Annotated in this window: 25 protein-coding genes; 12 read left to right on the forward strand and 13 right to left on the reverse strand. The window is 44.4% G+C overall.

Annotated features, from left to right (window positions below; genetic code table 11):
* Window positions 1–133: 133 nt before the first annotated feature.
* Window positions 134–1,129, reverse strand: coding sequence for an NAD(P)/FAD-dependent oxidoreductase (locus tag AB5I83_RS10460; protein ID WP_448975110.1), 996 nt, complete (start codon window positions 1,127–1,129; stop codon window positions 134–136).
* Window positions 1,130–1,501: 372 nt separating this feature from the next.
* On the opposite strand from AB5I83_RS10460, the gene AB5I83_RS10465 reads away from it, so the two are divergent.
* The 5 genes from AB5I83_RS10465 (at window position 1,502) to AB5I83_RS10485 (ending at window position 4,946) form a co-directional block, all read left to right on the forward strand.
* The gene (locus tag AB5I83_RS10465; RefSeq protein ID WP_448975112.1) at window positions 1,502–2,719 is read left to right on the forward strand and encodes an NAD(P)/FAD-dependent oxidoreductase; all 1,218 of its coding nucleotides are present in this window, start codon (window positions 1,502–1,504) and stop codon (window positions 2,717–2,719) included.
* Window positions 2,720–2,821: 102 nt separating this feature from the next.
* On the forward strand, window positions 2,822–3,304 hold the full coding sequence (locus tag AB5I83_RS10470; RefSeq protein WP_448975114.1) for an NUDIX domain-containing protein: 483 nt from the start codon (window positions 2,822–2,824) through the stop codon (window positions 3,302–3,304).
* Between the two features lie 155 nt (window positions 3,305–3,459).
* Complete coding sequence (locus tag AB5I83_RS10475; protein ID WP_158651598.1) at window positions 3,460–3,585, forward strand: YuiA family protein; 126 nt, start codon at window positions 3,460–3,462, stop codon at window positions 3,583–3,585.
* Window positions 3,586–3,718: 133 nt separating this feature from the next.
* On the forward strand, window positions 3,719–4,039 hold the full coding sequence (locus AB5I83_RS10480) for a YuiB family protein (RefSeq protein WP_448975116.1): 321 nt from the start codon (window positions 3,719–3,721) through the stop codon (window positions 4,037–4,039).
* A gap of 196 nt (window positions 4,040–4,235) precedes the next feature.
* Window positions 4,236–4,946: a 3D domain-containing protein gene (locus tag AB5I83_RS10485; RefSeq protein ID WP_319005638.1), complete on the forward strand. Its 711-nt coding sequence runs from the start codon at window positions 4,236–4,238 to the stop codon at window positions 4,944–4,946.
* A gap of 91 nt (window positions 4,947–5,037) precedes the next feature.
* Here the strand turns inward: AB5I83_RS10485 and AB5I83_RS10490 are convergent, their stop codons facing one another.
* Window positions 5,038–5,805, reverse strand: coding sequence for a cobalamin-binding protein (locus AB5I83_RS10490; RefSeq protein WP_448975118.1), 768 nt, complete (start codon window positions 5,803–5,805; stop codon window positions 5,038–5,040).
* Window positions 5,806–5,843: 38 nt separating this feature from the next.
* Window positions 5,844–6,317, reverse strand: a complete 474-nt coding sequence (locus AB5I83_RS10495) for a divergent PAP2 family protein (RefSeq protein WP_167833625.1) — start codon at window positions 6,315–6,317, stop codon at window positions 5,844–5,846.
* Window positions 6,318–6,441: 124 nt separating this feature from the next.
* Here AB5I83_RS10495 and AB5I83_RS10500 point away from each other — a divergent pair, with 124 nt between their 5' ends.
* From AB5I83_RS10500 to AB5I83_RS10520, 5 genes are all read left to right on the forward strand, one after another.
* On the forward strand, window positions 6,442–6,819 hold the full coding sequence (locus AB5I83_RS10500; protein ID WP_448975119.1) for a DUF309 domain-containing protein: 378 nt from the start codon (window positions 6,442–6,444) through the stop codon (window positions 6,817–6,819).
* A gap of 79 nt (window positions 6,820–6,898) precedes the next feature.
* Window positions 6,899–8,410: a leucyl aminopeptidase gene (locus tag AB5I83_RS10505; protein WP_448975121.1), complete on the forward strand. Its 1,512-nt coding sequence runs from the start codon at window positions 6,899–6,901 to the stop codon at window positions 8,408–8,410.
* A gap of 226 nt (window positions 8,411–8,636) precedes the next feature.
* The gene (locus tag AB5I83_RS10510) at window positions 8,637–9,950 is read left to right on the forward strand and encodes a Na+/H+ antiporter family protein (RefSeq protein ID WP_448975123.1); all 1,314 of its coding nucleotides are present in this window, start codon (window positions 8,637–8,639) and stop codon (window positions 9,948–9,950) included.
* Window positions 9,951–10,047: 97 nt separating this feature from the next.
* Window positions 10,048–10,644, forward strand: coding sequence for a sulfite oxidase-like oxidoreductase (locus tag AB5I83_RS10515; RefSeq protein WP_448975125.1), 597 nt, complete (start codon window positions 10,048–10,050; stop codon window positions 10,642–10,644).
* A gap of 93 nt (window positions 10,645–10,737) precedes the next feature.
* Window positions 10,738–10,932 (forward strand): hypothetical protein, encoded by a 195-nt coding sequence (locus AB5I83_RS10520; protein WP_167833630.1) that lies wholly within the window; start codon window positions 10,738–10,740, stop codon window positions 10,930–10,932.
* A 46-nt stretch (window positions 10,933–10,978) separates the two neighbouring features.
* Here the strand turns inward: AB5I83_RS10520 and AB5I83_RS10525 are convergent, their stop codons facing one another.
* Window positions 10,979–11,329, reverse strand: a complete 351-nt coding sequence (locus tag AB5I83_RS10525) for a hypothetical protein (RefSeq protein ID WP_448975127.1) — start codon at window positions 11,327–11,329, stop codon at window positions 10,979–10,981.
* Window positions 11,330–11,530: 201 nt separating this feature from the next.
* On the opposite strand from AB5I83_RS10525, the gene AB5I83_RS10530 reads away from it, so the two are divergent.
* Window positions 11,531–12,163, forward strand: a complete 633-nt coding sequence (locus AB5I83_RS10530; RefSeq protein ID WP_448975129.1) for a DedA family protein — start codon at window positions 11,531–11,533, stop codon at window positions 12,161–12,163.
* Window positions 12,164–12,288: 125 nt separating this feature from the next.
* Here AB5I83_RS10530 and AB5I83_RS10535 read toward each other — a convergent pair whose 3' ends face one another.
* Window positions 12,289–12,471: an asparagine synthase gene (locus AB5I83_RS10535; RefSeq protein WP_448975131.1), complete on the reverse strand. Its 183-nt coding sequence runs from the start codon at window positions 12,469–12,471 to the stop codon at window positions 12,289–12,291.
* A 103-nt stretch (window positions 12,472–12,574) separates the two neighbouring features.
* On the opposite strand from AB5I83_RS10535, the gene AB5I83_RS10540 reads away from it, so the two are divergent.
* Complete coding sequence (locus tag AB5I83_RS10540) at window positions 12,575–12,961, forward strand: PaaI family thioesterase (protein WP_319005639.1); 387 nt, start codon at window positions 12,575–12,577, stop codon at window positions 12,959–12,961.
* A 645-nt stretch (window positions 12,962–13,606) separates the two neighbouring features.
* On the opposite strand, the gene AB5I83_RS10545 is transcribed toward AB5I83_RS10540, so the two are convergent.
* The 8 genes from AB5I83_RS10545 to AB5I83_RS10580 all read right to left on the reverse strand — a co-directional run bounded on the left by AB5I83_RS10545 (window position 13,607) and on the right by AB5I83_RS10580 (window position 20,674).
* Complete coding sequence (locus tag AB5I83_RS10545; RefSeq protein WP_448975133.1) at window positions 13,607–14,758, reverse strand: FAD-dependent monooxygenase; 1,152 nt, start codon at window positions 14,756–14,758, stop codon at window positions 13,607–13,609.
* A gap of 152 nt (window positions 14,759–14,910) precedes the next feature.
* Window positions 14,911–15,282: a monovalent cation/H(+) antiporter subunit G gene (gene mnhG / locus AB5I83_RS10550; protein ID WP_448975135.1), complete on the reverse strand. Its 372-nt coding sequence runs from the start codon at window positions 15,280–15,282 to the stop codon at window positions 14,911–14,913.
* Window positions 15,260–15,550: a Na(+)/H(+) antiporter subunit F1 gene (locus AB5I83_RS10555; protein ID WP_226643549.1), complete on the reverse strand. Its 291-nt coding sequence runs from the start codon at window positions 15,548–15,550 to the stop codon at window positions 15,260–15,262. Before AB5I83_RS10555 ends, mnhG begins: the two co-directional genes overlap by 23 nt.
* Window positions 15,550–16,026 carry a Na+/H+ antiporter subunit E gene (locus AB5I83_RS10560; RefSeq protein WP_448975137.1) on the reverse strand — a complete coding sequence of 159 codons (477 nt, stop codon included), beginning with the start codon at window positions 16,024–16,026 and terminating at the stop codon, window positions 15,550–15,552. Before AB5I83_RS10560 ends, AB5I83_RS10555 begins: the two co-directional genes overlap by 1 nt.
* Before the next feature lie 6 nt (window positions 16,027–16,032).
* Entirely contained in the window at window positions 16,033–17,514 is a 1,482-nt protein-coding gene (locus AB5I83_RS10565) for a Na+/H+ antiporter subunit D (protein ID WP_448975139.1), read from the reverse strand.
* Window positions 17,507–17,848 (reverse strand): Na(+)/H(+) antiporter subunit C, encoded by a 342-nt coding sequence (locus AB5I83_RS10570; protein WP_102264175.1) that lies wholly within the window; start codon window positions 17,846–17,848, stop codon window positions 17,507–17,509. The genes AB5I83_RS10565 and AB5I83_RS10570 overlap by 8 nt, the downstream gene beginning before the upstream one ends.
* Window positions 17,848–18,270 carry a Na(+)/H(+) antiporter subunit B gene (locus AB5I83_RS10575; protein WP_448975141.1) on the reverse strand — a complete coding sequence of 141 codons (423 nt, stop codon included), beginning with the start codon at window positions 18,268–18,270 and terminating at the stop codon, window positions 17,848–17,850. Before AB5I83_RS10575 ends, AB5I83_RS10570 begins: the two co-directional genes overlap by 1 nt.
* Window positions 18,257–20,674, reverse strand: coding sequence for a Na+/H+ antiporter subunit A (locus AB5I83_RS10580; protein ID WP_448975143.1), 2,418 nt, complete (start codon window positions 20,672–20,674; stop codon window positions 18,257–18,259). The genes AB5I83_RS10575 and AB5I83_RS10580 overlap by 14 nt, the downstream gene beginning before the upstream one ends.
* Window positions 20,675–20,767 lie beyond the last annotated feature (93 nt).

Below are 20,767 nucleotides of genomic sequence, written 5' to 3' on the forward strand. Positions count from 1 at the left end.
ACACTTAGATCAGTGTCCAGCTCCAGCGCCTTGTCCCTCGAGTCGCTTCGGTCCGCCCAATGAAGTCAAAGAACGACTTCACTGGTCGGCCCTCCAGCGCTTGTCGGGACTGACCAAGTCGCTTCCGCTTTTCTTATTTAAACATTGAAGAACTGTGAAGCGGCTGTGTCTTCGCTTTTGGATCCATGTAGGATTTTGCATTGTTGACAGCTGTCGGAGCTTCACCGAATCCTGTTGCGATCAGCTTGACTTTGCCTTCGTATGTGCAAATATCGCCTGCCGCATAAACGCCTGGGATATTCGTTTCCATTTTCGAGTTGACGACGATGGAATTCTTTTCGATTTCAAGGCCCCATTCCTTGATTGGTCCAAGAGATGAAACGAAACCGAAGTTGCAGATCACTGCGTCAACATCAACGGCTACAGAATCTTCGCCATTTGCGTCCTTAAGAACGATTTGGCTGATTGCATTGCCGTCGCCGATCAGTTCTGTTGGCACATAAGGTGTCTTGATATCAACCTTTGAGTTTTGCAGGTTTTCGACACTGTGCTCATGGGCGCGGAACTTGTCGCGACGGTGGACAATCGTTACTTGTTCAGCGATTGGCTCAAGCATCAATGCCCAGTCAACAGCAGAATCGCCTCCGCCTAATACCGCAACTTTTTGGCCAGCGAATTGGTTTAAGTCGTCGATAAAATAGTGCAGATTTTTGCCTTCGTATTGGGCAGCGCTTTCAAGTTCCAGCCTGCGAGGCTGGAACGCACCGTTTCCTGCTGTGATGATGACTGTTTTTGTATAGTGAACTTCTTTATCAGTAGTAAGCTTAATTGATCCGTCTTCCAGTTTTTCCAGCTTTTCAACGGATTGCTCAAGAGCAGTAGCTGGCTCGAATTTCGCCATTTGCTCTTTCAGGTTGTTGATCAGCTCCTGGGCACGAACCTTTGGAAAACCGGCAACATCATATATGTACTTTTCAGGATAAAGTGCTGATAATTGCCCGCCTAATTGCGGCAAACTTTCAATAATCTTAACAGATGCTTGTCTCATTCCGCCGTAGAAAGCAGTGAACAGACCAGCAGGCCCCCCGCCGATAATCGTGATGTCATAAACTTTTTGATCTTCTTTCACTCCATATCCCCCTCACATGTAGTAAAATTGCTCCAATTTTTATAATACCATAAAACGTAAAAATAAACTCCTAATCATAATTGGAGATACCTTGTGGAACAATATATTTCATAGAAAAATACCTATATATGACTGAAAAATAGTGAAATCCGCCTATTTTCTGAATATTTCCAAGTTAACTCAATCGCTTGAAAATGCGACGCAAAAAGAATAAGATGGATGGTAGGCAATAATGTTAAGATTTTGTGACATTTTTAGGACATTTTTTTGAACATTTTAGTGAATAATATCACAAACTTATCCGGAAATGATGGCGGCAGATAGAGATGAGCCATTCGCCAAAAATATTTTAAAAAGGTGGAAGTGATCACTTTGAGAAAGCCAAAGATCGTAATCTTAGGAGCAGGATACGGGGGATTAATGACAGCTACCCGTTTACAAAAAGCTGTTGGAGTAAACGAGGCTGACATTGTCCTTATCAACAAAAATGATTACCACTACGAAACTACATGGCTGCATGAAGCATCAGCAGGAACTTTGCACCATGACAAAGTCCGTTATGATGTACGTGATGTAATTGATCGCCATAAGGTTGAGTTCGTCCAGGGTTCTGTTGAAGAAATCAAGCTGGAGGAAAAACGAGTCATTCTTGATAGTGGCGACGTTGTATATGATTACCTAGTCATCGCACTTGGTGCTGAACCTGAAACTTTTGGTATTAAAGGCTTGAAGGAGTATGCTTTCTCTATCGTCAATGTCAACTCAGCCAGACAAATCCGTGAGCATATCGAGTATCAATTTGCAACTTACAATACTGAAGCAGAAAAGAAAGATGAGCGCCTGACAATCGTCGTTGGCGGTGCAGGCTTCACAGGAATCGAATTCCTTGGTGAGCTGACAAACCGAGTTCCTGAGCTTTGCCGTGAATATGATGTCGATTATCATAAGGTAAAAATCGTATGTGTGGAAGCTGCACCAATGGTTCTGCCTGGATTCGATCCAGAGCTTGTGAACTATGCGGTTGCTACGCTTGAGAAAAAAGGTGTGGAATTCCGCATCGGTACGGCAATCAAAGAAGCGACTCCAGAAGGCATCATTGTTGCCAAAGGCGAAGAAGAAGTGGAAGAAATCAAAGCTGGCACAGTGGTATGGGCTGCTGGTGTCCGCGGAAACTCTGTCATCGAAAAATCAGGCATTGAAGCAATGCGCGGCCGCGTGAAAATCCAGCCTGACCTTCGCTTGCCGGGATCTGAAGATGTATTCATCGTCGGTGACTGCTCATTGATCATCAATGAAGAAATTAACCGTCCATATCCTCCGACTGCACAAATCGCGATGCAGCAGGGTGAAGTTTGTGCAAGGAATCTTGCAGCGCTAGTTCGCGGCAAATCTGAGCTTGAGACTTTCACTCCAGATATCAAGGGAACAGTATGTTCTCTTGGTGAAGATGACGCAATCGGTGTGGCATTCGGCAAGAAAATGGTTGGTACAAAAGCTTCCTTCATGAAAAAAATGATCGACAACCGTGCGCTATACATGATCGGCGGTCCTTCTATGGTCCTTAAAAAAGGTAAATTCAATATTCTATAAATGAAACAAGGAAACAGGCTCTCTGAGAGGGTCTGTTTTTTTTATTCCCAGCGGACGATAAGGTACAATAATAGTAAAACGATCAATTGGATGGGGTAATGAATGGGGAAACGTGAAAATGTCTGGCTTGGTGTGGCTGGTGTTGTGATTTCGGAAGATGGTAGCTGGCTTGTTGTCAAAAAGCGGTATGGGGGTTTGAAAGGCAGCTGGTCGCTGCCTGCTGGATTTGTAGATGAAGGGGAAACGGCCGATCAGGCAGTACTCAGGGAAGTTTTTGAAGAAACTGGTGTGGAATGTACGGTTGCCGGACTTCTTGGATTGCGGACTGGAGTGATACGGGAATCCATCAGTGATAATATGCTTGTGTTTCTGCTGTCCCCATTGACAGGTCAAAAGGTCAAGGTCGAAGAAAGTGAGCTGTATGATGCCAGGTTCATGCTGCCTGAAGAACTGGAAGCAGATCCTGCTACTTCGCTGCTTCTGCACTATCTTATAAGTAAACCAATTGGCCAAGTTGTGGCCGGAAAGGCTGGTCTGGATCCAGGAGAGCAATTTCATTATAGTGCATATCAATTATTTTTATAATTTTCTGAAATTTAAAGAGAGTGACAGATATTTAAAGAAAAAATAGGATGTATCCGTTTTCAATATGGTTTTTTGGTCAAATTTGAACCTTTTCAAAATTAGAGATTCTCTGATATATTATCAGAAAATTCAATAATAAAAGGAGAGGTTCATAAATGAAAATGCACACTCATGATTCAAAGGAATGTCCATACTGCTCTGGTAAAGGCTATTTCCAACTGTTGCTTGGCGGTTCAGAAACATGCACATGCTGCAGCGGGTCAGGTAAGTCAAAAAAATAAGGCAATCATCTTTGACCTTCGCACAATGCGGGGTTTTTCTTTTTGGCCAAAATGATTAGACTTACACCATTTCATTGACTCGAAAACGGACAAACAGTAAACTAGAAATGATGTTTAATGGGGGGATATAGACATGATGACGGTTGTCACACTGATCATTTCGATGTTATTGTTTTTTGTCCTGTTCTTTGGGATTGGATTTTTATTGAATATGCTGCTGCGGATGTCATGGATCATGGCGATCATTTATCCATTAATTGCGATTTTCATTATTGATAAATATCCGTTCATCGACTATTTCAGAAATAGCGGTGAAGCCTTCAGTGATCTTGGTCAGCGCCTTACACATTTGGCAATGGCAGATCTACTGATTCTAAGCAGCGGGATGGCAGGTGCGATTTTGGCCGGAATCGTCATCAGGTTGTTGCGAAAAAAAGGATATCAAATGTTCTAATACAAGAAACCTTCAATTATTTGGAGGTTTTTTTCATGCATAAAATTCCCCTCATTTTTGGACACTATAACTAAATAGCAGTAATATTTTACTTTTAATGGAAGTGTAAATAGGACTTTTAGCACTTTTTTGCTCCTTTTGGAATATTTCTTGTTTCGTTGGGAAATTAATAGTTTTGGGAGGAGTGAAAAATTATATGAATATTTTAAAAATATGGGCTAGACGCTCAGCAATGGCAGTTTTGTTTTTTGCTGCTATAACTTCTACGCTTCATTCGATTTCGGGAGTTGAAGCTTCCACTGTTTCTACATACGTTTTTGATCATGCGGGAACACAACAAGAGGAAAGTTCAGGTACAGAACATAAAAAGAAATCTATGGGACTTGCTTTTAAATTTTTGAAAAAAATCACCGATTTCTCTACAAAAATTTCTTCAAGCGAAAAGGTAGCCGGGACGCAGCCCACGCTTGAGGAATCATTGAACTGGTCGCAATATCCGACTAAAAAAATCATTGCTACAGGTTATACAGCAGGGGTTGAATCCACCGGCAAAAATCCTGATCATCCAGGCTATGGAATTACTTATTCCGGTGTGAAAGTAAAGCGTGATCTGTATTCGACTGTCGCAGCTGATTTGAACGTATTCCCGATTGGGACAATCCTGTTCATCCCGGGATACGGATTCGGTGTGGTTGCCGATAAAGGCGGGGCGATCAAAGGGAATAAAGTTGACCTTTATTATGATACTGTAAAAGATGTATACGAGCAGTGGGGCAAAAAGACATTGGATGTCTATGTCATTGAAATGGGCAACGGCAAACTGACAGAAGAAGATTTAAAAGCGCTTAACGAAAATGAATCGATGCAGGTCTTCCGCCAGCAATACACAGGCGGCAAAAAATCATAAAAATTTAGGCACTTTCCATATTCAAACACAGGCGGCAAAAAATCATAAAAATTTAGGCACTTTCCATATTCAAGGAAAGTGCCTTTTTAGTTTAACTATGGATAAGATGATGCAGTTTTTCCAGGCCATCAAGAAGTCGTGGGGAGGGACGGCAATAGAGTTCTTCTTCGAGAATCAGGATCCGGTCATTTCTGACAGCTTCGAGTTCTTCCCATCCGGGCCTGTTGATGATCAGCTCTTTCTTGACCTTTTGCTTTCTGACGCCGACCCATGCGACGCATATGTAATCCGGTTTTCGCGATTTGACATCATCCCAGTCCGTCTGCACGCTTGCAAGCTCAACGTCCTTGAACAAATTTTCAGCACCGGCAGCCTCGGACACTTCTGTCAGCCAATTAATGCGGCCTGGAGTGAAAACGGGCTTGGGCCACCATTCCCAGTAAAGCTTCGGTTTCCGGGAAGCGCTGGCCCCTTTTTGCTTGATGTTCTCCAGTCTGTTCCTGAACTGTTCAGCTGCTTCCTGGCCTCTTTCAGGCATGTTAAGGGCATTGGCAGTTATGATCAAATCATTTTCGATGTCCGTCAGCGATTGTGGATTCAAAATGATATACGGAATATTCCGTTCTTCCAGGCCTTCTACGTTCTTCTCCATGCCTGGAACGCTTAATGACGCAAGAACAAGATCTGGCTGTAATTCCTCAACGAGGTCAAGATTAATTGAAAGGTCTGGTCCGAGCTGAGGCAGTGACTTTACACTTTCAGGCCAGTCTGAAAAATCATCGACACCGACAAGGAGATGCGTCAGCCCGAGAAATTCCATGACTTCAGTATTGCTGGGACATAAAGATATGACTTTCATAAGATTCACCTGCTTTTCATCTGATACCTTTAAATGCATTAAAGAAAATAGTGAAGAAGTAATGTCAATAATACACCTGTCAACCCGCCGAAAAATACTTCGATTGGCTTGTGGCCAAGCAATTCTTTCAATTCTTTCTGTTTCTCTTTTTCAGGCTTAGCCTGCCAGCCTTTAGCCTCCTGGGCGAACCGGCCGAAATCGGCCACAAGCTGGTTCAGGACGATGGCCTGCTCACCCGCCTGCCTGCGAACACCTGATGCATCAAACATCGTGATAATCGCAAAAACAGCGGCAACAGCAAAAACGGCTGAATCCAGTCCGGTTTGAAGCGCCACGCCTGTTGCCAGCGCTGTAACCGCAGCAGAGTGTGAACTTGGCATTCCGCCCGTACTTGTCAAAAGCGACCAATCGATTTTTCTCGTAGCGATATATTGAATCGGGACCTTTACGAACTGCGCGAAAAAAATAGCAGCGAGTGAAGCCCATAATGGGAAATTCGTTAATAATTCCATGACTGTTCCCCCTATATCTAAAAAAGTACCTTCTTAAGTAATACCCAACTTCAATTATAACATTACAGCAAATTTTCAAGGTTTGATAAAATAGTTTTAAAACTTCAGGATTGAGGTGAAGGAGTTGACTGACTACCCTGTTGAGTATTACGAGTTTTTTATTAAATTCAACGAAGGGGACTATTATACCTGCCACGACTTGCTTGAAGATATGTGGATGACCGACAAAGGCAATCTGTTTTTAAAAGGCCTGCTGCAAATGAGCGTCGCGATTTACCACTACAGTTATGGAAATGTGAAGGGAGCTCGTTTGATGATGCAGGCAGCCCATGACTATTTGCAATCGTACCGTCCGGTTTACTGGGGACTTGATTTGGAGAAGGTCTATCCTTTCATCGAAGAGTGCCTGGGTACATTCCCTGCTGGACTCGATCGGGTTCCGTATGAGGATGTGGCGATGCTGCCAGAGCTTCCAGTTTTATATTTATATCTGGATGATTAATATTACAGCAAGATTAGGAAGTCGAAATATTACAAGAGTTTCGATATAATGAACTTATCAATTTGTAGGGGTGAATGATTTGTTTAAAGTACAGAATCAATTTAATTTTTCAAACAGCCATGACTGTCTAGTCATTGGTTTGTTCAACAAGCCGTCAGGTCTCGAAGGCACCTTGGGAGAAGCCGACGAGCTTTTTGGCGGGCAGTTGACGGAACTGGTAAAAAGCGGTGATATTTCAACCAAAAGAAAAGCGATTTCAAAAATACATACTTTCGGTAAAATTGGCGCAAAAAAAGTTTATTTTGTCGGTCTTGGACATGAGAAGGAATTTAATTTCGAATCATTAAGGGACGCATTTGGCGCTTTGTTTAAAAGTGCAAAACAAGAAAAATGGACGGAAGCTGCTGTACTTTTAGATACTTTTACAAGTGAGAAGGTTGAGCTTAATGATGCGGCGCATGCATTAGGGGAAGCGTTCCCGATGGCCACGTATGAGTTCGAAGGATACAAGCAAAAGTCAAACGAACCTGAAAAGCGGATCGAAAGCCTGACGCTTTACAGTGCAGACGAAGAGGGAGAAGTGGAAGCGGCAGTTGAGGTTGGCTATGTTTTTGGTAAAGGAACCAATTCCGCACGTACACTCGTGAACACTCCTGGAAACCTTTTGACTGCGACTGACATGGCTGAATATGCCATGAAATTAGCAGAGAAATATGAATTTGAAGCAGAAATTCTCGAAAAAGAAGAAATGGAAAAGCTAGGCATGGGCGCACTGCTTGCTGTCAACCAGGGATCTGCGCAGCCGCCGAAAATGATTGTCCTGAAGTATCAGGGAAAAGAAGAGTGGAAGGATGTAATCGGCCTTGTCGGCAAGGGAATCACGTTCGATACTGGCGGTTACTCGATCAAAACGAAGGCTGGCATCGTCGGCATGAAGTCCGATATGGGCGGTGCAGCAGCCGTACTTGGCGCAATGGAAATCATCGGCGAAATCAAGCCGGAGCAAAATGTTGTGGCCGTGATTCCATCTACAGACAATATGATCTCGGGTACAGCATTCAAGCCGGATGATGTGATTACTTCCATGAGCGGAAAAACAATTGAAGTGTTGAACACAGATGCGGAAGGCCGCCTAGTCCTTGCAGACGCAATGACATATGCGAAGCATCATGGTGCGGACTACCTGGTGGATATTGCAACTCTGACAGGCGGTGTCATTACGGCGTTAGGACTGCATACATCCGGAGCTTTAACGAACAATGAAGCATTTTTTGAACAAGTGCTTGAGGCTTCATATGAATCAGGTGAGCCAATCTGGCGCCTGCCATTGTTCCAGCGTGACATAGAACGTGTCCGCGGCAGTAAAATCGCTGATCTGAATAATTCTCCAGGCGCAGAAGGCCATGCCATCATGGGTGGAGCATTTGTTGGTGAATTTGCAGAAGGCACTCCATGGGTGCACTTGGATATTGCCGGAACAGCGACTACAAGCAAAGCATATGACCTGGGACCAGCAGGCGCAACCGGCGTCATGGCCCGCACCCTGGCATTGCTTGTCGAAAGATTCGAGACATCGTCTGATCAAGAATAGTAGATGGAAACCCCGAAGCTGCATATTAAGGCTTCGGGGTTTTTAATTTTTCTCTCCGAAACCCCTCCTGCCTATAAATATTCAACAACTTCCAAATATTAATACAAACAAACCCATTGACATAAAAAACAAATCTATGATAATTTAATACTTGTCATTTTAATTCTCTACCAATTTACCAAACTAAAGCAAAAAATAGACATCATCATCGAGAGGAGAACTCATTATGAATGCAGTTGTTATTGCTGTCCTGGCCATGCTGATCCTGAGCCTGCTTCGCGTCAATGTTGTACTGGCTTTGATTGCTGGAGCCCTGATTGGCGGGCTGACAGGCGGCTTAAGTATAGAAAAGACGATTGAAGTTTTCACTGGAGGACTTGGAGGAAGTGCGGAAGTTGCTCTTAGTTACGCACTTCTTGGAGGGTTTGCAGTGGCGATTTCCAAGACGGGCTTGCCTAATCTGATTGTTGACTGGATGGTCGGCATGATTGGCAAGAACGGAGAGTCAAAAGCCAAAACCTATTCTAAAGCGATTATTGTCATCCTGATTTTAATGATGTCGATTTTCTCGCAAAACCTGATTCCAATCCACATCGCGTTTATTCCGATTTTGATTCCGCCGTTGTTGATTATTTTCAACGAGCTGAAAATCGATCGCCGTTTAATTGCGTCTGTCCTGACATTCGGCCTGACAGCGCCATATATTTTGCTTCCAGTAGGGTTCGGCGGTATTTTCCACGACATCCTGGCTACGAACATGGCTGATAGCGGAATGGAAATCGATATGGGCGATATTCCAACAGCGATGCTCCTGCCTGTTGCCGGTCTTGTTGTTGGATTGTTGATTGCGATATTCGTATCTTACCGAAAGCCTAGAATCTATCAGGACCATCAAGTAGTCCAGGTAGAAAAAAGTGAGTACTCCAAAATCGGAATCATTTTCTCAATCATTGCGATTGTCACAGCGCTTGCTGCCCAGCTATACTTTGGGTCGATGATCATCGGTGCGCTTGCAGGTATCATTGTCGTCTATGCAAGCGGTGCGATCAAGTGGCGCGAAGCCGATAATCTTTTAACAGAGGGCATGAAGATGATGGCGTTCATTGGATTCGTCATGCTTGCTGCATTCGGTTTCGCTGATGTCCTGAAGGAAACTGGCCATGTTGAAACGCTAGTAGCGCAGGCTGCTGATGCGATTGGCAATAATAAAGCACTAGGCGCGCTGGCGATGCTGGTTGTCGGATTGCTCGTCACAATGGGAATAGGCTCTTCATTCTCGACGATTCCGATCATCGCTACGATTTTTGTACCGTTAAGCCTTCAGCTTGGCTTCAGCCCGATGGCGACAATTGCGATTGTTGGCACGGCAGCTGCACTTGGAGATGCAGGATCCCCTGCCTCTGACAGTACACTTGGACCGACCGCCGGTTTGAATGCTGATGCACAGCACAACCATATCTGGGACACGGTTGTCCCTACATTCGTTCACTACAATATTCCGCTGATCATTTTCGGCTGGATTGCCGCGATGGTTTTATAGTTAGGAAAATTAAAAGTCGTCTTGCTCATTTGGGCAGGGCGGCTTTGTTTATTTTAAAATGAACTTTCGGTAGGATAATAAATAGGGGTGATCAATCATGTATTTCGGAAAAATACGTAAAAAGGGCCCATCCGACAGAGTCCCGCCGAACCAAAATGTCACGACCTCTTTTCCTGTCCTGCATTATGGCAATGTGCCGCATTATAAGAATATGGAAGAGTGGAACTTGAAGATTTTCGGTCTTGTAGAAAAAGAAGTGATTTTATCATATAAAGAAATGATGGCTTTGCCGCAAACGACCTCCGGCAATGACATCCACTGCGTGACTGGCTGGTCCAAGCTAGATAACGTCTGGGAAGGAGTATCCACTCAGGAGTTAGCAAAGCTGGCCAGACCGACTGCAGGCGCTAAATATGTCATTCTCCATGCTGAGGAAAATTGGACGACGAATCTCCCGATTGAGGATTTTCTCAACGAAACAAGTCTGCTTGCCCATTCCCATAACGGGGAGGAGCTCACTCCGGAACATGGTTATCCATTGAGAGCCGTCATTCCGCATTTGTATTTCTGGAAAAGTGCAAAATGGGTCAGAGGCATTGAGTTTTCATCTGAAAATCGGCCCGGCTTCTGGGAAGAAAATGGCTACCATATGTATGGGAATCCATGGAAGGAACAGCGGATGACCTGGGACTAGCATTTTTTCTAGTTCAATGGACAAACGCCCATTCAATACCCTCAATGTTCGCATATGAAGTAATGTAGGCAAATATATGAGGGAGGTAGCTTTATGCATAGAAGAAGACCATTCTACGGTGGCAGACGTCCATTTGGTTTTGGTTATGGTATCGGAGGTCCGTTCGTTGGAGGAGTATTGGGTGGCCTGTTAGGCAGCGCATTACTATATCCACGTCCATATGGTTACGGATACGGCGGTTTTCCGCCATACGGATATGGATACGGATATGGATATCCGTATTATTAAAGGTAAAGTTATGGCCGCTGTATGGAACAGCGGCTTTTTTAGGTGCTCATTCCCATCGCAGCTGGGTGATGATATGGCAGCATTCCTTGTCACCTACATAATCCACATAGTTCATCGTGAGTCCGTCAGGATTATAAGTGATTTTAGGTTTTTTCTTGATCCCGGTTGACTGAATCAATCTTTCGACTTCTTTTTGTTGAGATTGCTGTGCAGCAGCCATTAAGTCATTGGAGAAAGAATTGGATGTAGTTATTTTCGTCATCACAAGGTTAGCGTCTTTCATTAAGGCGATGGCTTTTTCAGCTGAAGCTCTGAACAATGTCGCATTCACATCCGGAAATGGACGAGCTAGACCATTCTCGACTCTCCTGTTTTTATGAAAAAATAAACAATGCATATGCAGCTTCCCCTTCCTAACGGGTAAGTTTTCACCTTTTTCAATGTATGAACATAAGCCGCTAAGTATGAAGACGGGAAAAGCCTAAGCACTTCAAAAGGGAAAAAAGAGGTGAATGGAGGAGGAAAGGAGAATTGTTATACATATTAACTTATAGTGTGAAATAGAATCGGACCAAGGTGGGATGGAGGGAGGAGACCCATGGATCTGGACCTGGTAATCAATGTTATTGAAGATAATGGCTATTTGGGTTTGTTTTTTTGGCTATGGTTCGGGGTTTTCATTATTCCTGTTCCCAATGAGGTTATCTTGATGACTGTAGGCCTCGCTTCGGCTAAAGGAGCATTGAGCCCGACCCTTGCATTTTTGGTTACATACATGGGGATTTCTGCAGCCTTTACCTCAAGCTATTTGCTGGGAAGAATAATCGGAAGAAGGGTGCTTCGCATCTTGGAAAAAAAGAAACGATTCGCGGCTTCTATCGAATCGGCGATGAAATTAATGGAGAAGTACCATGCCTTTTCATTATCGTTAAGCTGCTTTGCTCCAGGAGTCCGCTATTTGCTGCCATTGCTATACGGCTTCAGCCGGCTTCCGTTTAAAACCTTTGCCATTTTTGCCTATAGCGGCGCATTTGTGTGGGTTTCTATCATATTTGTGCTAGGCTATCTATTTGGAGATAAAATGGACATTATCATGAAGTACAACAAAGAAGCCTGGTTGGCAATAATTGCTCTCGCGATGATCACCCTGGTTATCGTCCTTCGCCGTAGGAAAATAAAAAAGGCGATTGTGCCTGAAGAAGTGATCCTGCAGGAAAGGCAGTCAAAATAGCTGCCTTCCTTCAGGAACAGTTTGTGAGTATGATTTGCCTGTTATAATATGTTACGCAGACTGTGCCTTACACATGGGTGCATGTAACAAGATAATCACCTAACTTGCAGCCGAAACTCGATGAGCTAAAACTCGTCCCGGTGTTCAACTAGGTCGATCGCACCCAGAACAATATGGGCCAATCCGAAACCGAAAATGGTGTTGGAAACCATTTTATCGATTTTACGATTCTGTTTCATCGCGTAGCCTGCTGCTGTCACAGCCGTTCCTAAAACCGCAGGGATCATGCCTTCACGAACTCGGTTCATATGGATCACCTCATTTTAATGATGTGTCCTATTGCGAAGGACAATAATAGTCTCCCCTGGTCTTGAACATAAATTGTTTGCCAAATATAAGGAGGTAATGAAATTGGAACTTAATAATACACTGCTTGGCTCACTGGGAATAGAAATAACTCAACTGCAAAAAGGAAAGGTTGTCGCTACAATGCCTGTCGATGACCGGACAAGGCAGCCATTCGGCCTGTTGCATGGAGGAGCATCTGTAGCACTTGCAGAGACCGTCGCCAGCGTCGGAGCATTCGAACTAGTCGATAAGGAAAACGAAGTAGTCGTCGGTCTCGAAATCAACGCCAACCATATCAAGGCAAAAAGAGATGGAGTAGTTACAGCTGTCGGAACCGTCCTCCATCAGGGAAAGACAACCATGGTTTGGGATATAAAAATCACCGATGAAGAAGAAAACCTTGTTTGCATTTCAAGATGCACAATCGCCGTTATCAAACGCAGAAAATAGACCAGCCAACTTAGGCTGGTTTTTGTATTTACGGCGGGAAGCAGTTGACACTGGATTGCCCAGTACCACTTGTGATTGAGACAGGTTCGGCGGGATAAGGGGCAAAGCTGTCAAGAAAAAGCCATTATTGTGACATGTTCGGAAGGAGAAGAGGCAAAGCTGTCAAGAAAAAGCTGTTATTGTGACAGGTTTGGTGTGAGAAGGGTCAAAGTTGTCAAGAAACAACCATTATTGTGACAGGTTCGACGGGAGAAGGGTCAAAGCTGTCAAGAAACAACCGTTATTGTGACAGGTTTGGTGTGAGAAGGGTCAAAGTTGTCAAGAAAAGACCATTATTGTGACAGGTTCGACGGGAGAAGAGGCAAAGCTGTCAAGAAACGCTCGTAATTGTGACAGGTTTGGTGAGAGAAGGATCAAAGCTGTCAAGAAACAACCATTATTGTGACAGGTTCGACGGGAGAAGGGTCAAAGCTGTCAAAAGAAGCCCCAAGTTAAGACAGCTTTTACAGGAAGGTCAACAAAGTTGTCAAAAGAAGCCCCAAGTTAAGACAGCTTTTACAGGAAACCCGGTAAAGCTGTCTGAAGTCCTCCGAAGTCAGACACCTTAAATAGGAAATTCCGAAAAGCTGTCAAGATCAATCCCCATCACATGGCATCCATATCTTCCTCGATTTCAATTACCTTCCTCAGTTTCTCGTTGTGGTAGGAAGCTGGTGTCATCTGCAGTAGTTTGTTACGGAGTGAGCAAAGGCCAGGGAAGTCTATCCGCGCTGCCAAGCCGTATAGTTTCATTTCTTCTTTTACAATCTTCATGCGCTCCTGCCTATGTGTTTCGTATCTGAGGAAAGCCTCATCAATGGTTTCTTCGGTGCTGATCCATTTTGCGAGATAAACAGCATCTTCTGCTGCTTGTGATGCTCCCTGGCCTATATTGGGCATGGATGCGTGTGCTGAATCGCCAAGTAATAGGATATTTCCTGTCTGAAGCGGTGTTAAAGGTTTCAATTCATATAAGTTATCGTAAATGATATGGTCGGGAGAGGTATTTTCCAGAATTTCTTGAATGGGTTCATGATAGTAGAAAAAGTTGAACAGTAAATCGATAGGCGACCAGTCTCTCATGTCGCTGTTTTCAGTATGGGACTTTTTCAATGCATACCAAAACACTTGATTATCTGTTAACGGAGCAATCCCGAATCTTCCCCTTGGCCCCCATGTTTCCGTATAGGCTTGCACCTTCATTGGCGGATCTTCTAAAATGCCTCTCCAGCAGGAAAAACCTGAATACTTCAGGCTGCTGCCAGGAAACAACTTTTTTCTTACCTGTGAGGCTGCACCGTCGCAGCTAATAAGGTAGTTTGATTCTACAAAGCTGCCGTCTTCGAAGAATAACGTCAAGGTCTCATCGTGTGTAAAATCGATCATATGCTTATCCAAGTGGAAGGAACCAGGAAGGAGTGCGTCTGTCAGAATTCTATGAAGTTCAGAGCGGTGGATGAATAAGTAATTTGGAATATGAGATGGTGCGTGGTAGTCGAATTCAGCAATAGTTCTACCAGAATCGGATTTTAGCAAACAGCCGTCAGCATCCAATCCGCTCGCACGCAATTTTGGACCAATTCCCATAATGTAAAAGGCTCTAATGGCATTGCCGGTTAGGATGATGCCAGTATCCGGTTCAAGTATCTTTTTCTCTTTTTCATACACCTCGGCCTGTATTCCTAATCTTTGAAGAGCAATCGCTGTGCTTAACCCGCTGATTCCGCCGCCGACAATTGAGATTCTTGCATCGTTCATAACACATAACCTCCGTTCTGCAAAACAGGAATCCTGATCCTTACCTTAACTATACGTGACTAAAGCCTTGCTTGGTATGGATAAAAATTGAATTTTACATGGACAAAAAAAGCCATCAGGTGGAAATACCTGATGGCCAAACATCATGATTTTTATAATTTTTCTTCAGCTTTCATCTTTTTCCGTGCTTTTGCAAGGTCGTCCTGGACAGTCCGGTCTGACAGCTTTACCCCACTGTTATAGGCAGCCCTCGCAATCAAATGCCCAGCAACAGGGGAAGTGAGAAAAATGAACGCTACCCCAAGCAATAAACGGGAATTGAAATGATGTTCAATCAGCCAGAAGTAAAGAAAGGTGCCCAGCAATACGAGCATGACCCCCATAGTGGCACTTTTCGATGCTGCGTGGTTTCTTGTATAAACGTCTGGAAGCCTGATCAGTCCAAAAGCAGTCACAAGACTAAGAAAGGCTCCTAACAGGATGAACAAGCCTGCAAAAAACTTAACGATCTCCATTTCTGTCATATTCCATGATTACTCCCTTCTCAAGGAATTTTGAAAAGGCAACTGTTCCGATAAATGCCAGGATACCAATCAGCAGGATGATATCCAGAAAAGCACTTGTTTCAAGAACGATTGATACTAAAGCAACCACAGAAACCAGGCTGATGCCGATCGCGTCGAGAGCAACTACACGGTCCGCCACGGTAGGACCTTTGATCACTCGATAAATAAGACCAATCATCGCAAGAGATATGAAGGTAACGGAAATCCACAAAACCGCTTCAAACATTATCGGCTCACCTCCATAATCGCTTTTTCAAAGGTATTTTTGATACTTTGGATCGCTTCATCTGCATCACTGATATCCATCGCGTGAACGTATAATATCCTGTTATCAGGTGAAACGTCGACGACGAGTGTGCCAGGAGTCAAAGTGATCAGGTTTGCGAGCATCGTAATTTCCCAGTCTTCCTTCAATTCTGTCGGGAAAGCGAAGATGCCTGGTTTGATATTAAGCTTTGGCCTAAGGACAGCCTTTAAAACCGCTATATTCGAAAGAATCAGTTCTAAAGTGAAGATATAAATCAAGTTCAATACGGCGCTGACTCTTAATAAATAGAAACGTGAAGTGAAGAAGCGCCGGAAAATATAAATGATGAGCAGGCCGAAGAAATACCCGACGAAAAAGGAAGCCGGGGAGTAGGATGTCTTAAGGAACATCCAGACAAAGGCCAGAATGAAATTCAGCAAGATTTGAAAAGCCATAGCTCATCACTCCTTTAAAACAGCATTGATGTAGATTTCCGGATTGGCAAGCGTTTCTGCGGCTGTTGAAATAACCGGATAAATAGCCTCAGTTCCGAAGCCATATAGCACAGCGAACACAGTTAAAATAGCTGGTGTAACGAGCAGCCATTTTACAGGTGCTTCATCCTCGTTCTTATAAGCTCTTGGCGTTCCCCAGAAGCCTCTGATGAAAATCCTCATGACTGAAAACAGGACAAGTAAACTGGACATTAGGACAACGAATGCGCCAATATAACTTTCCGTTTCAAATCCAGAGCGGACAATCATCAGTTTGCCTGCAAAACCGCTGAGCGGCGGAATTCCGGCAAGTGCGAGTGTGGCTATGAAGAACGTCCAGCCTAGTGCAGGATATCTATTGATCATCCCGCTGATCTTATTCAAGTCACTGGTTCCTGTAATCACCACGATGATTCCTACCAACAGGAACAAGGCCGCTTTGATGTTCATGTCATGAATCAGGTAAAAGACCGAGCCAGTGAGAGATTCAGGTGTCAGCACCGATACACCGTACAGGATGACACCGACTGCCACGATAATGTTATAGATAATGATTTTTTTGATATCAGTGAACGCGAGAGCCCCGATGACACCGGCAATGATTGTCATGATGGCGAGGATCTGCAGCAATTGATGCGTATAGCCGGCATCATGGTAAAAGAATAAGGTGTATGTTCTTGTGATTGAATACACGCCTACCTTGGTTAAAAGTGCTCCGAACAGCGCCATTACAGGTGCAGGCGGCGCATAATACGATCCAGGCAGCCAGAAGTAAAGCGGGAAGATGGCCCCTTTTAACCCGAAAACAATCAGGAACAGGACGGCAATAACCGTTATGATCCCTACGCTACCAACCTCGCTGAGCCTAACGGAAATATGCGCCATATTCAGCGTCCCGACGACTGAATACAAATAGGCGACCGCTATGACGAATAATGCAGATGAAATGACGTTCACGAGTATGTATTTAATCGATTCGCGCAGCTGGATTTTCGTTCCGCCCAGGACTAGCAATACATATGAAGACATGAGCATCACTTCGAAAAATACAAACAAGTTGAAAATATCGCCTGTCGTGAAGGCTCCATTAACACCAACAATCAAAAAGTTGACGACTGGATAATAGAAAAACTTTTCGCGTGCCTCTCCGATGGATTTGAAGGAGTAGATTACTGCTCCAAAAGCGATGATGCTTGTCGTCAAGACAAGCAATGCGGAAAGCATATCTGATACGAGCGTGATTCCATATGGAGCTTCCCAGTTGCTTAGATCCATTGTCTGGATCCCATTCACGTATACATGGTTCGCCAGCATGAAGGCGGCAATAATCGTGATCATTCCGCTTATCGCTGAAATCCAGCGCTGGGCCATGATGTTTTTTGCGAAAAATATAAGTACTACCCCTGTAATCAGAGGAATCAAGATGGGTAAAATGATTAGATTATTCATGTCCTTCCTTTCCTCTCAAGCGATCCATATTATCGGTTCCCAGCTCCTGGTAGGCGCGGTAGGCAACGACCAGGAAGAAGGCTGTCACACCAAAGCTGATGACGATCGCTGTCAGGATCAGTGCCTGTGGCAGCGGATCGGCATAGGATGGTGCATGTTCTCCGAGCAGCGGAGCCGCCCCCCTTTTTAATCCTCCCATTGTCAGCAAGAGAAGATGGGCGCCGTGACTTAACAGCCCTGTCCCGATAATGATCCTGAGCAAGCTTTTTGAAAGCATGAGGTAAGTGGCTGTCATAAATAAAATGCCAATTAGAAAAGCCATTAAGATTTCCATTATTCGCTCTCTCCAATCGTTTGAATAATGGTCATTGTTACACCAATGACGACAAGGAAAACCCCTGTATCAAACAATACCGCTGTATGCAATGATGTTTTACCAAGGAGCGGCAGATATGCGTAAGTGTAAGCATGTGTCAGGAACGGCTTATCGAAAAATAACGCCCCCGCCCCTGTTCCGATTGCAAAAAGCAAGCCGACAGCGACCACTTTTAAGTAATCCACCGGCAAAATCATTTTGACGGTCTTGATATCGAATGCAAGCAGAAGCAGTACGATTGCTCCTGACGTCATCAATCCGCCGATAAATCCACCGCCGGGGTAATAGTGTCCCGCGAAAAACAGGTGGATTGAAAACAGGATGATGACGAACAAGGTGAACTTTGTAACAGTCTGGAGGATGACATCATTTGTTTTCATCCAATTCACTCCCCCTTGTCAGCCGGAGTTTGATCATCGCGAAAATCCCGAGGGCAGCGATGCCAAGTACGGCGATTTCAAACATGGTATCAAAGCCGCGGAAATCAACGAGAATGACGTTGACCATATTTTCACCGCCGGCCTTCTTATACGTATTTTCAACATAATACTCAGAAATGGAGCCAAAGATCTTATTGCTGTGTGCAGATAAGGCAATCATTGTCACAATCGCCCCTACGCCAATCGAAATCAGTGCATTAGTGGCCCTAAAACGGATTCTTTCCTCATTTCTCCTGATCTGCGGCAGGTGATAAAACGCCAGAAGGAAAAGAGAAACAGAAACTGTCTCAATGACCAGCTGAGTCAATGCCAGGTCAGGCGCCCTGAACAGGACGAAGAATAGTGCGACCGTATAGCCAACTGCGCCAAGCAGGATGATGGAAGTCAGCCTTGATTTGGCAAACAGGATGGTAATCGCTGAAATCGCCATGATCAGCACGAGCACCACTTCAAAGAAACGAATCGGCGCCACATCGATCATGTCCAATTTAAAGGCGTTCTTAAAAATCAATGTCGAAGCGAGTGCAAGAATAAAGAATGTAAAGATATAAACAAGATACGTCCGGATGAATCCGGTCATATAAGACCTTGTGATATTTTTTGACGTCAGCTCCATGAGTTCCAGGCCTCGGTCATAAAAACGATTGAATGACATGCGTGATGGAAGCTTGCTATAAATTCCTGCCCATTTTGGCATGAATTTGTAGAGTAATATTCCAATCGTGATCACACCAATTGTCATGAACAATTCAGCAGTCGGCCCGTGCCAATGTGAAATATGGACATCAAATCCTTCACCATTTTCAAGCAGTGATGGAAGGATGGACCCCATTGCTGGAGAAATGATGCTATGTGACAGTACATTCGGGAAAATACCGAATATGATTACAAGTGATGCAAGGATCACCGGCGAAATCAGCATGCCGATCGGCGCTTCATGTGGCTTCGTTTCCAATTTCTCAGGCTTGTACTTCCCCATGAAGGTCTTGAAAACATACATCATGCTGTACAGGAAAGTGAAAACACTAGCCGTCCAGGCAATGATTGGGAACAGAATGCCCCATGTGTCCATATTGAAAATATCCATTTCGGCAATGCGCAGCATGCCGGTGAAGAACATTTCCTTACTCAGGAATCCGTTGAACGGAGGAATGCCGGCCATGGAAAAAGTCCCGATGATCGCAAGCGTGAAGGTGATTGGCATGAAATTCATCAAACCGCCAAGCTTGCGGATATCCCTTGTCCCAGTTTCATGATCAATGATTCCTGTCACCATGAACAGGCTGCCCTTGAATGTAGCATGGTTGATCAAGTGGAAGACGGCGGCAGTGACCGCAACGATATAATAGCCATCTTCAATCGTGCCATAATGAAGCGCAGCAGCACCGGCACCTAGAAGGGACATGATCATGCCGAGCTGGCTGACGGTTGAAAAAGCAAGAATCGCTTTTAAATCCGTTTGTTTTACCGCAGAGAACGAGCCCCAGAATAAGGTGATGACCCCAACTCCGGCAACGAGCCAAACCCAAGTGCCTGAATGGGCGAACACAGGAGTCATGCGGGCGACAAGATAAATTCCCGCTTTGACCATTGTTGCAGAGTGCAAGTACGCACTGACAGGCGTTGGTGCTTCCATTGCATCAGGAAGCCAGATATGGAATGGGAATTGAGCTGATTTTGTAAAAGCTCCCAGCAAGAACAGAATCAGTGTCGCAGTAAATAATGGGTGGTTCACAACTTCATTGGACATTTGAATTGTTTCAGAAATGCTGAAGGTTCCGGTAATGATATAGAGCATCAAGATGCCCCCAAGCATCGATAATCCCCCGAAAACAGTGATCAGCATTGACTTTTGCGCGCCGTAACGGGAGCGCTCACGATGGTTCCAGTATCCAATCAGCAAGAAAGAAGAGAAGCTTGTCAATTCCCAGAATGTGTAGAGAACAATCAGATTGTCTGACAAAACGACTCCGAGCATCGCGCCCATGAACAATAGCAGGTAGACATAGAAAGTATTCAGCTTTTCTTTGTCCGGGTTTAAATAGTAAATCGAATACAGCACAACTAATGCACCGATTCCGGTGATCAGCAGGGCGAACAATAGCCCAAGGCCGTCCACTTTTAACGTGAAATCAATTCCAAGCGAGGAAATCCAGGGTACGGTCTCCATAACCGTGCCTCCATGGCTAGTTGTGCTGATGAATTGCAGGAAATAAGCAAACAGCACGGCCGGAAGCGGCAGCAGGAACCAGCCCGTATGAATACTCTTGAAATACTTATGTAAAAATGGAATTAAGATCGCGAGTAAAAGCGGTGATAAAACTGCAAGGTGAAGTAAAGACAAATGATAATACCTCCTTATTTAATTCCATATTCAATGGCTTAACATTATATTTTTTGCCAATTTAACCAAGTTCATGCCTCCAACCCACTGATG

Source organism: Mesobacillus sp. LC4, assembly GCF_053543455.1.

Bases quoted from the DNA above. Each gene is read 5' to 3' on its own strand.
- AB5I83_RS10470 (WP_448975114.1), top strand. From the start codon at position 2,822: ATGGGGAAACGTGAAAATGTCTGGCTTGGTGTGGCTGGTGTTGTGATT.
- AB5I83_RS10475 (WP_158651598.1), top strand. From the start codon at position 3,460: ATGAAAATGCACACTCATGATTCAAAGGAATGTCCATACTGCTCTGGT.
- AB5I83_RS10480 (WP_448975116.1), top strand. From the start codon at position 3,719: ATGATGACGGTTGTCACACTGATCATTTCGATGTTATTGTTTTTTGTC.
- AB5I83_RS10485 (WP_319005638.1), top strand. From the start codon at position 4,236: ATGAATATTTTAAAAATATGGGCTAGACGCTCAGCAATGGCAGTTTTG.
- AB5I83_RS10490 (WP_448975118.1), bottom strand. From the start codon at position 5,805: ATGAAAGTCATATCTTTATGTCCCAGCAATACTGAAGTCATGGAATTT.
- AB5I83_RS10495 (WP_167833625.1), bottom strand. From the start codon at position 6,317: ATGGAATTATTAACGAATTTCCCATTATGGGCTTCACTCGCTGCTATT.
- AB5I83_RS10510 (WP_448975123.1), top strand. From the start codon at position 8,637: ATGAATGCAGTTGTTATTGCTGTCCTGGCCATGCTGATCCTGAGCCTG.
- AB5I83_RS10515 (WP_448975125.1), top strand. From the start codon at position 10,048: ATGTATTTCGGAAAAATACGTAAAAAGGGCCCATCCGACAGAGTCCCG.
- AB5I83_RS10520 (WP_167833630.1), top strand. From the start codon at position 10,738: ATGCATAGAAGAAGACCATTCTACGGTGGCAGACGTCCATTTGGTTTT.
- AB5I83_RS10525 (WP_448975127.1), bottom strand. From the start codon at position 11,329: ATGCATTGTTTATTTTTTCATAAAAACAGGAGAGTCGAGAATGGTCTA.
- AB5I83_RS10530 (WP_448975129.1), top strand. From the start codon at position 11,531: ATGGATCTGGACCTGGTAATCAATGTTATTGAAGATAATGGCTATTTG.
- AB5I83_RS10535 (WP_448975131.1), bottom strand. From the start codon at position 12,471: ATGAACCGAGTTCGTGAAGGCATGATCCCTGCGGTTTTAGGAACGGCT.
- AB5I83_RS10545 (WP_448975133.1), bottom strand. From the start codon at position 14,758: ATGAACGATGCAAGAATCTCAATTGTCGGCGGCGGAATCAGCGGGTTA.
- mnhG (WP_448975135.1), bottom strand. From the start codon at position 15,282: ATGACAGAAATGGAGATCGTTAAGTTTTTTGCAGGCTTGTTCATCCTG.
- AB5I83_RS10555 (WP_226643549.1), bottom strand. From the start codon at position 15,550: ATGTTTGAAGCGGTTTTGTGGATTTCCGTTACCTTCATATCTCTTGCG.
- AB5I83_RS10560 (WP_448975137.1), bottom strand. From the start codon at position 16,026: ATGGCTTTTCAAATCTTGCTGAATTTCATTCTGGCCTTTGTCTGGATG.
- AB5I83_RS10565 (WP_448975139.1), bottom strand. From the start codon at position 17,514: ATGAATAATCTAATCATTTTACCCATCTTGATTCCTCTGATTACAGGG.
- AB5I83_RS10570 (WP_102264175.1), bottom strand. From the start codon at position 17,848: ATGGAAATCTTAATGGCTTTTCTAATTGGCATTTTATTTATGACAGCC.
- AB5I83_RS10575 (WP_448975141.1), bottom strand. From the start codon at position 18,270: ATGAAAACAAATGATGTCATCCTCCAGACTGTTACAAAGTTCACCTTG.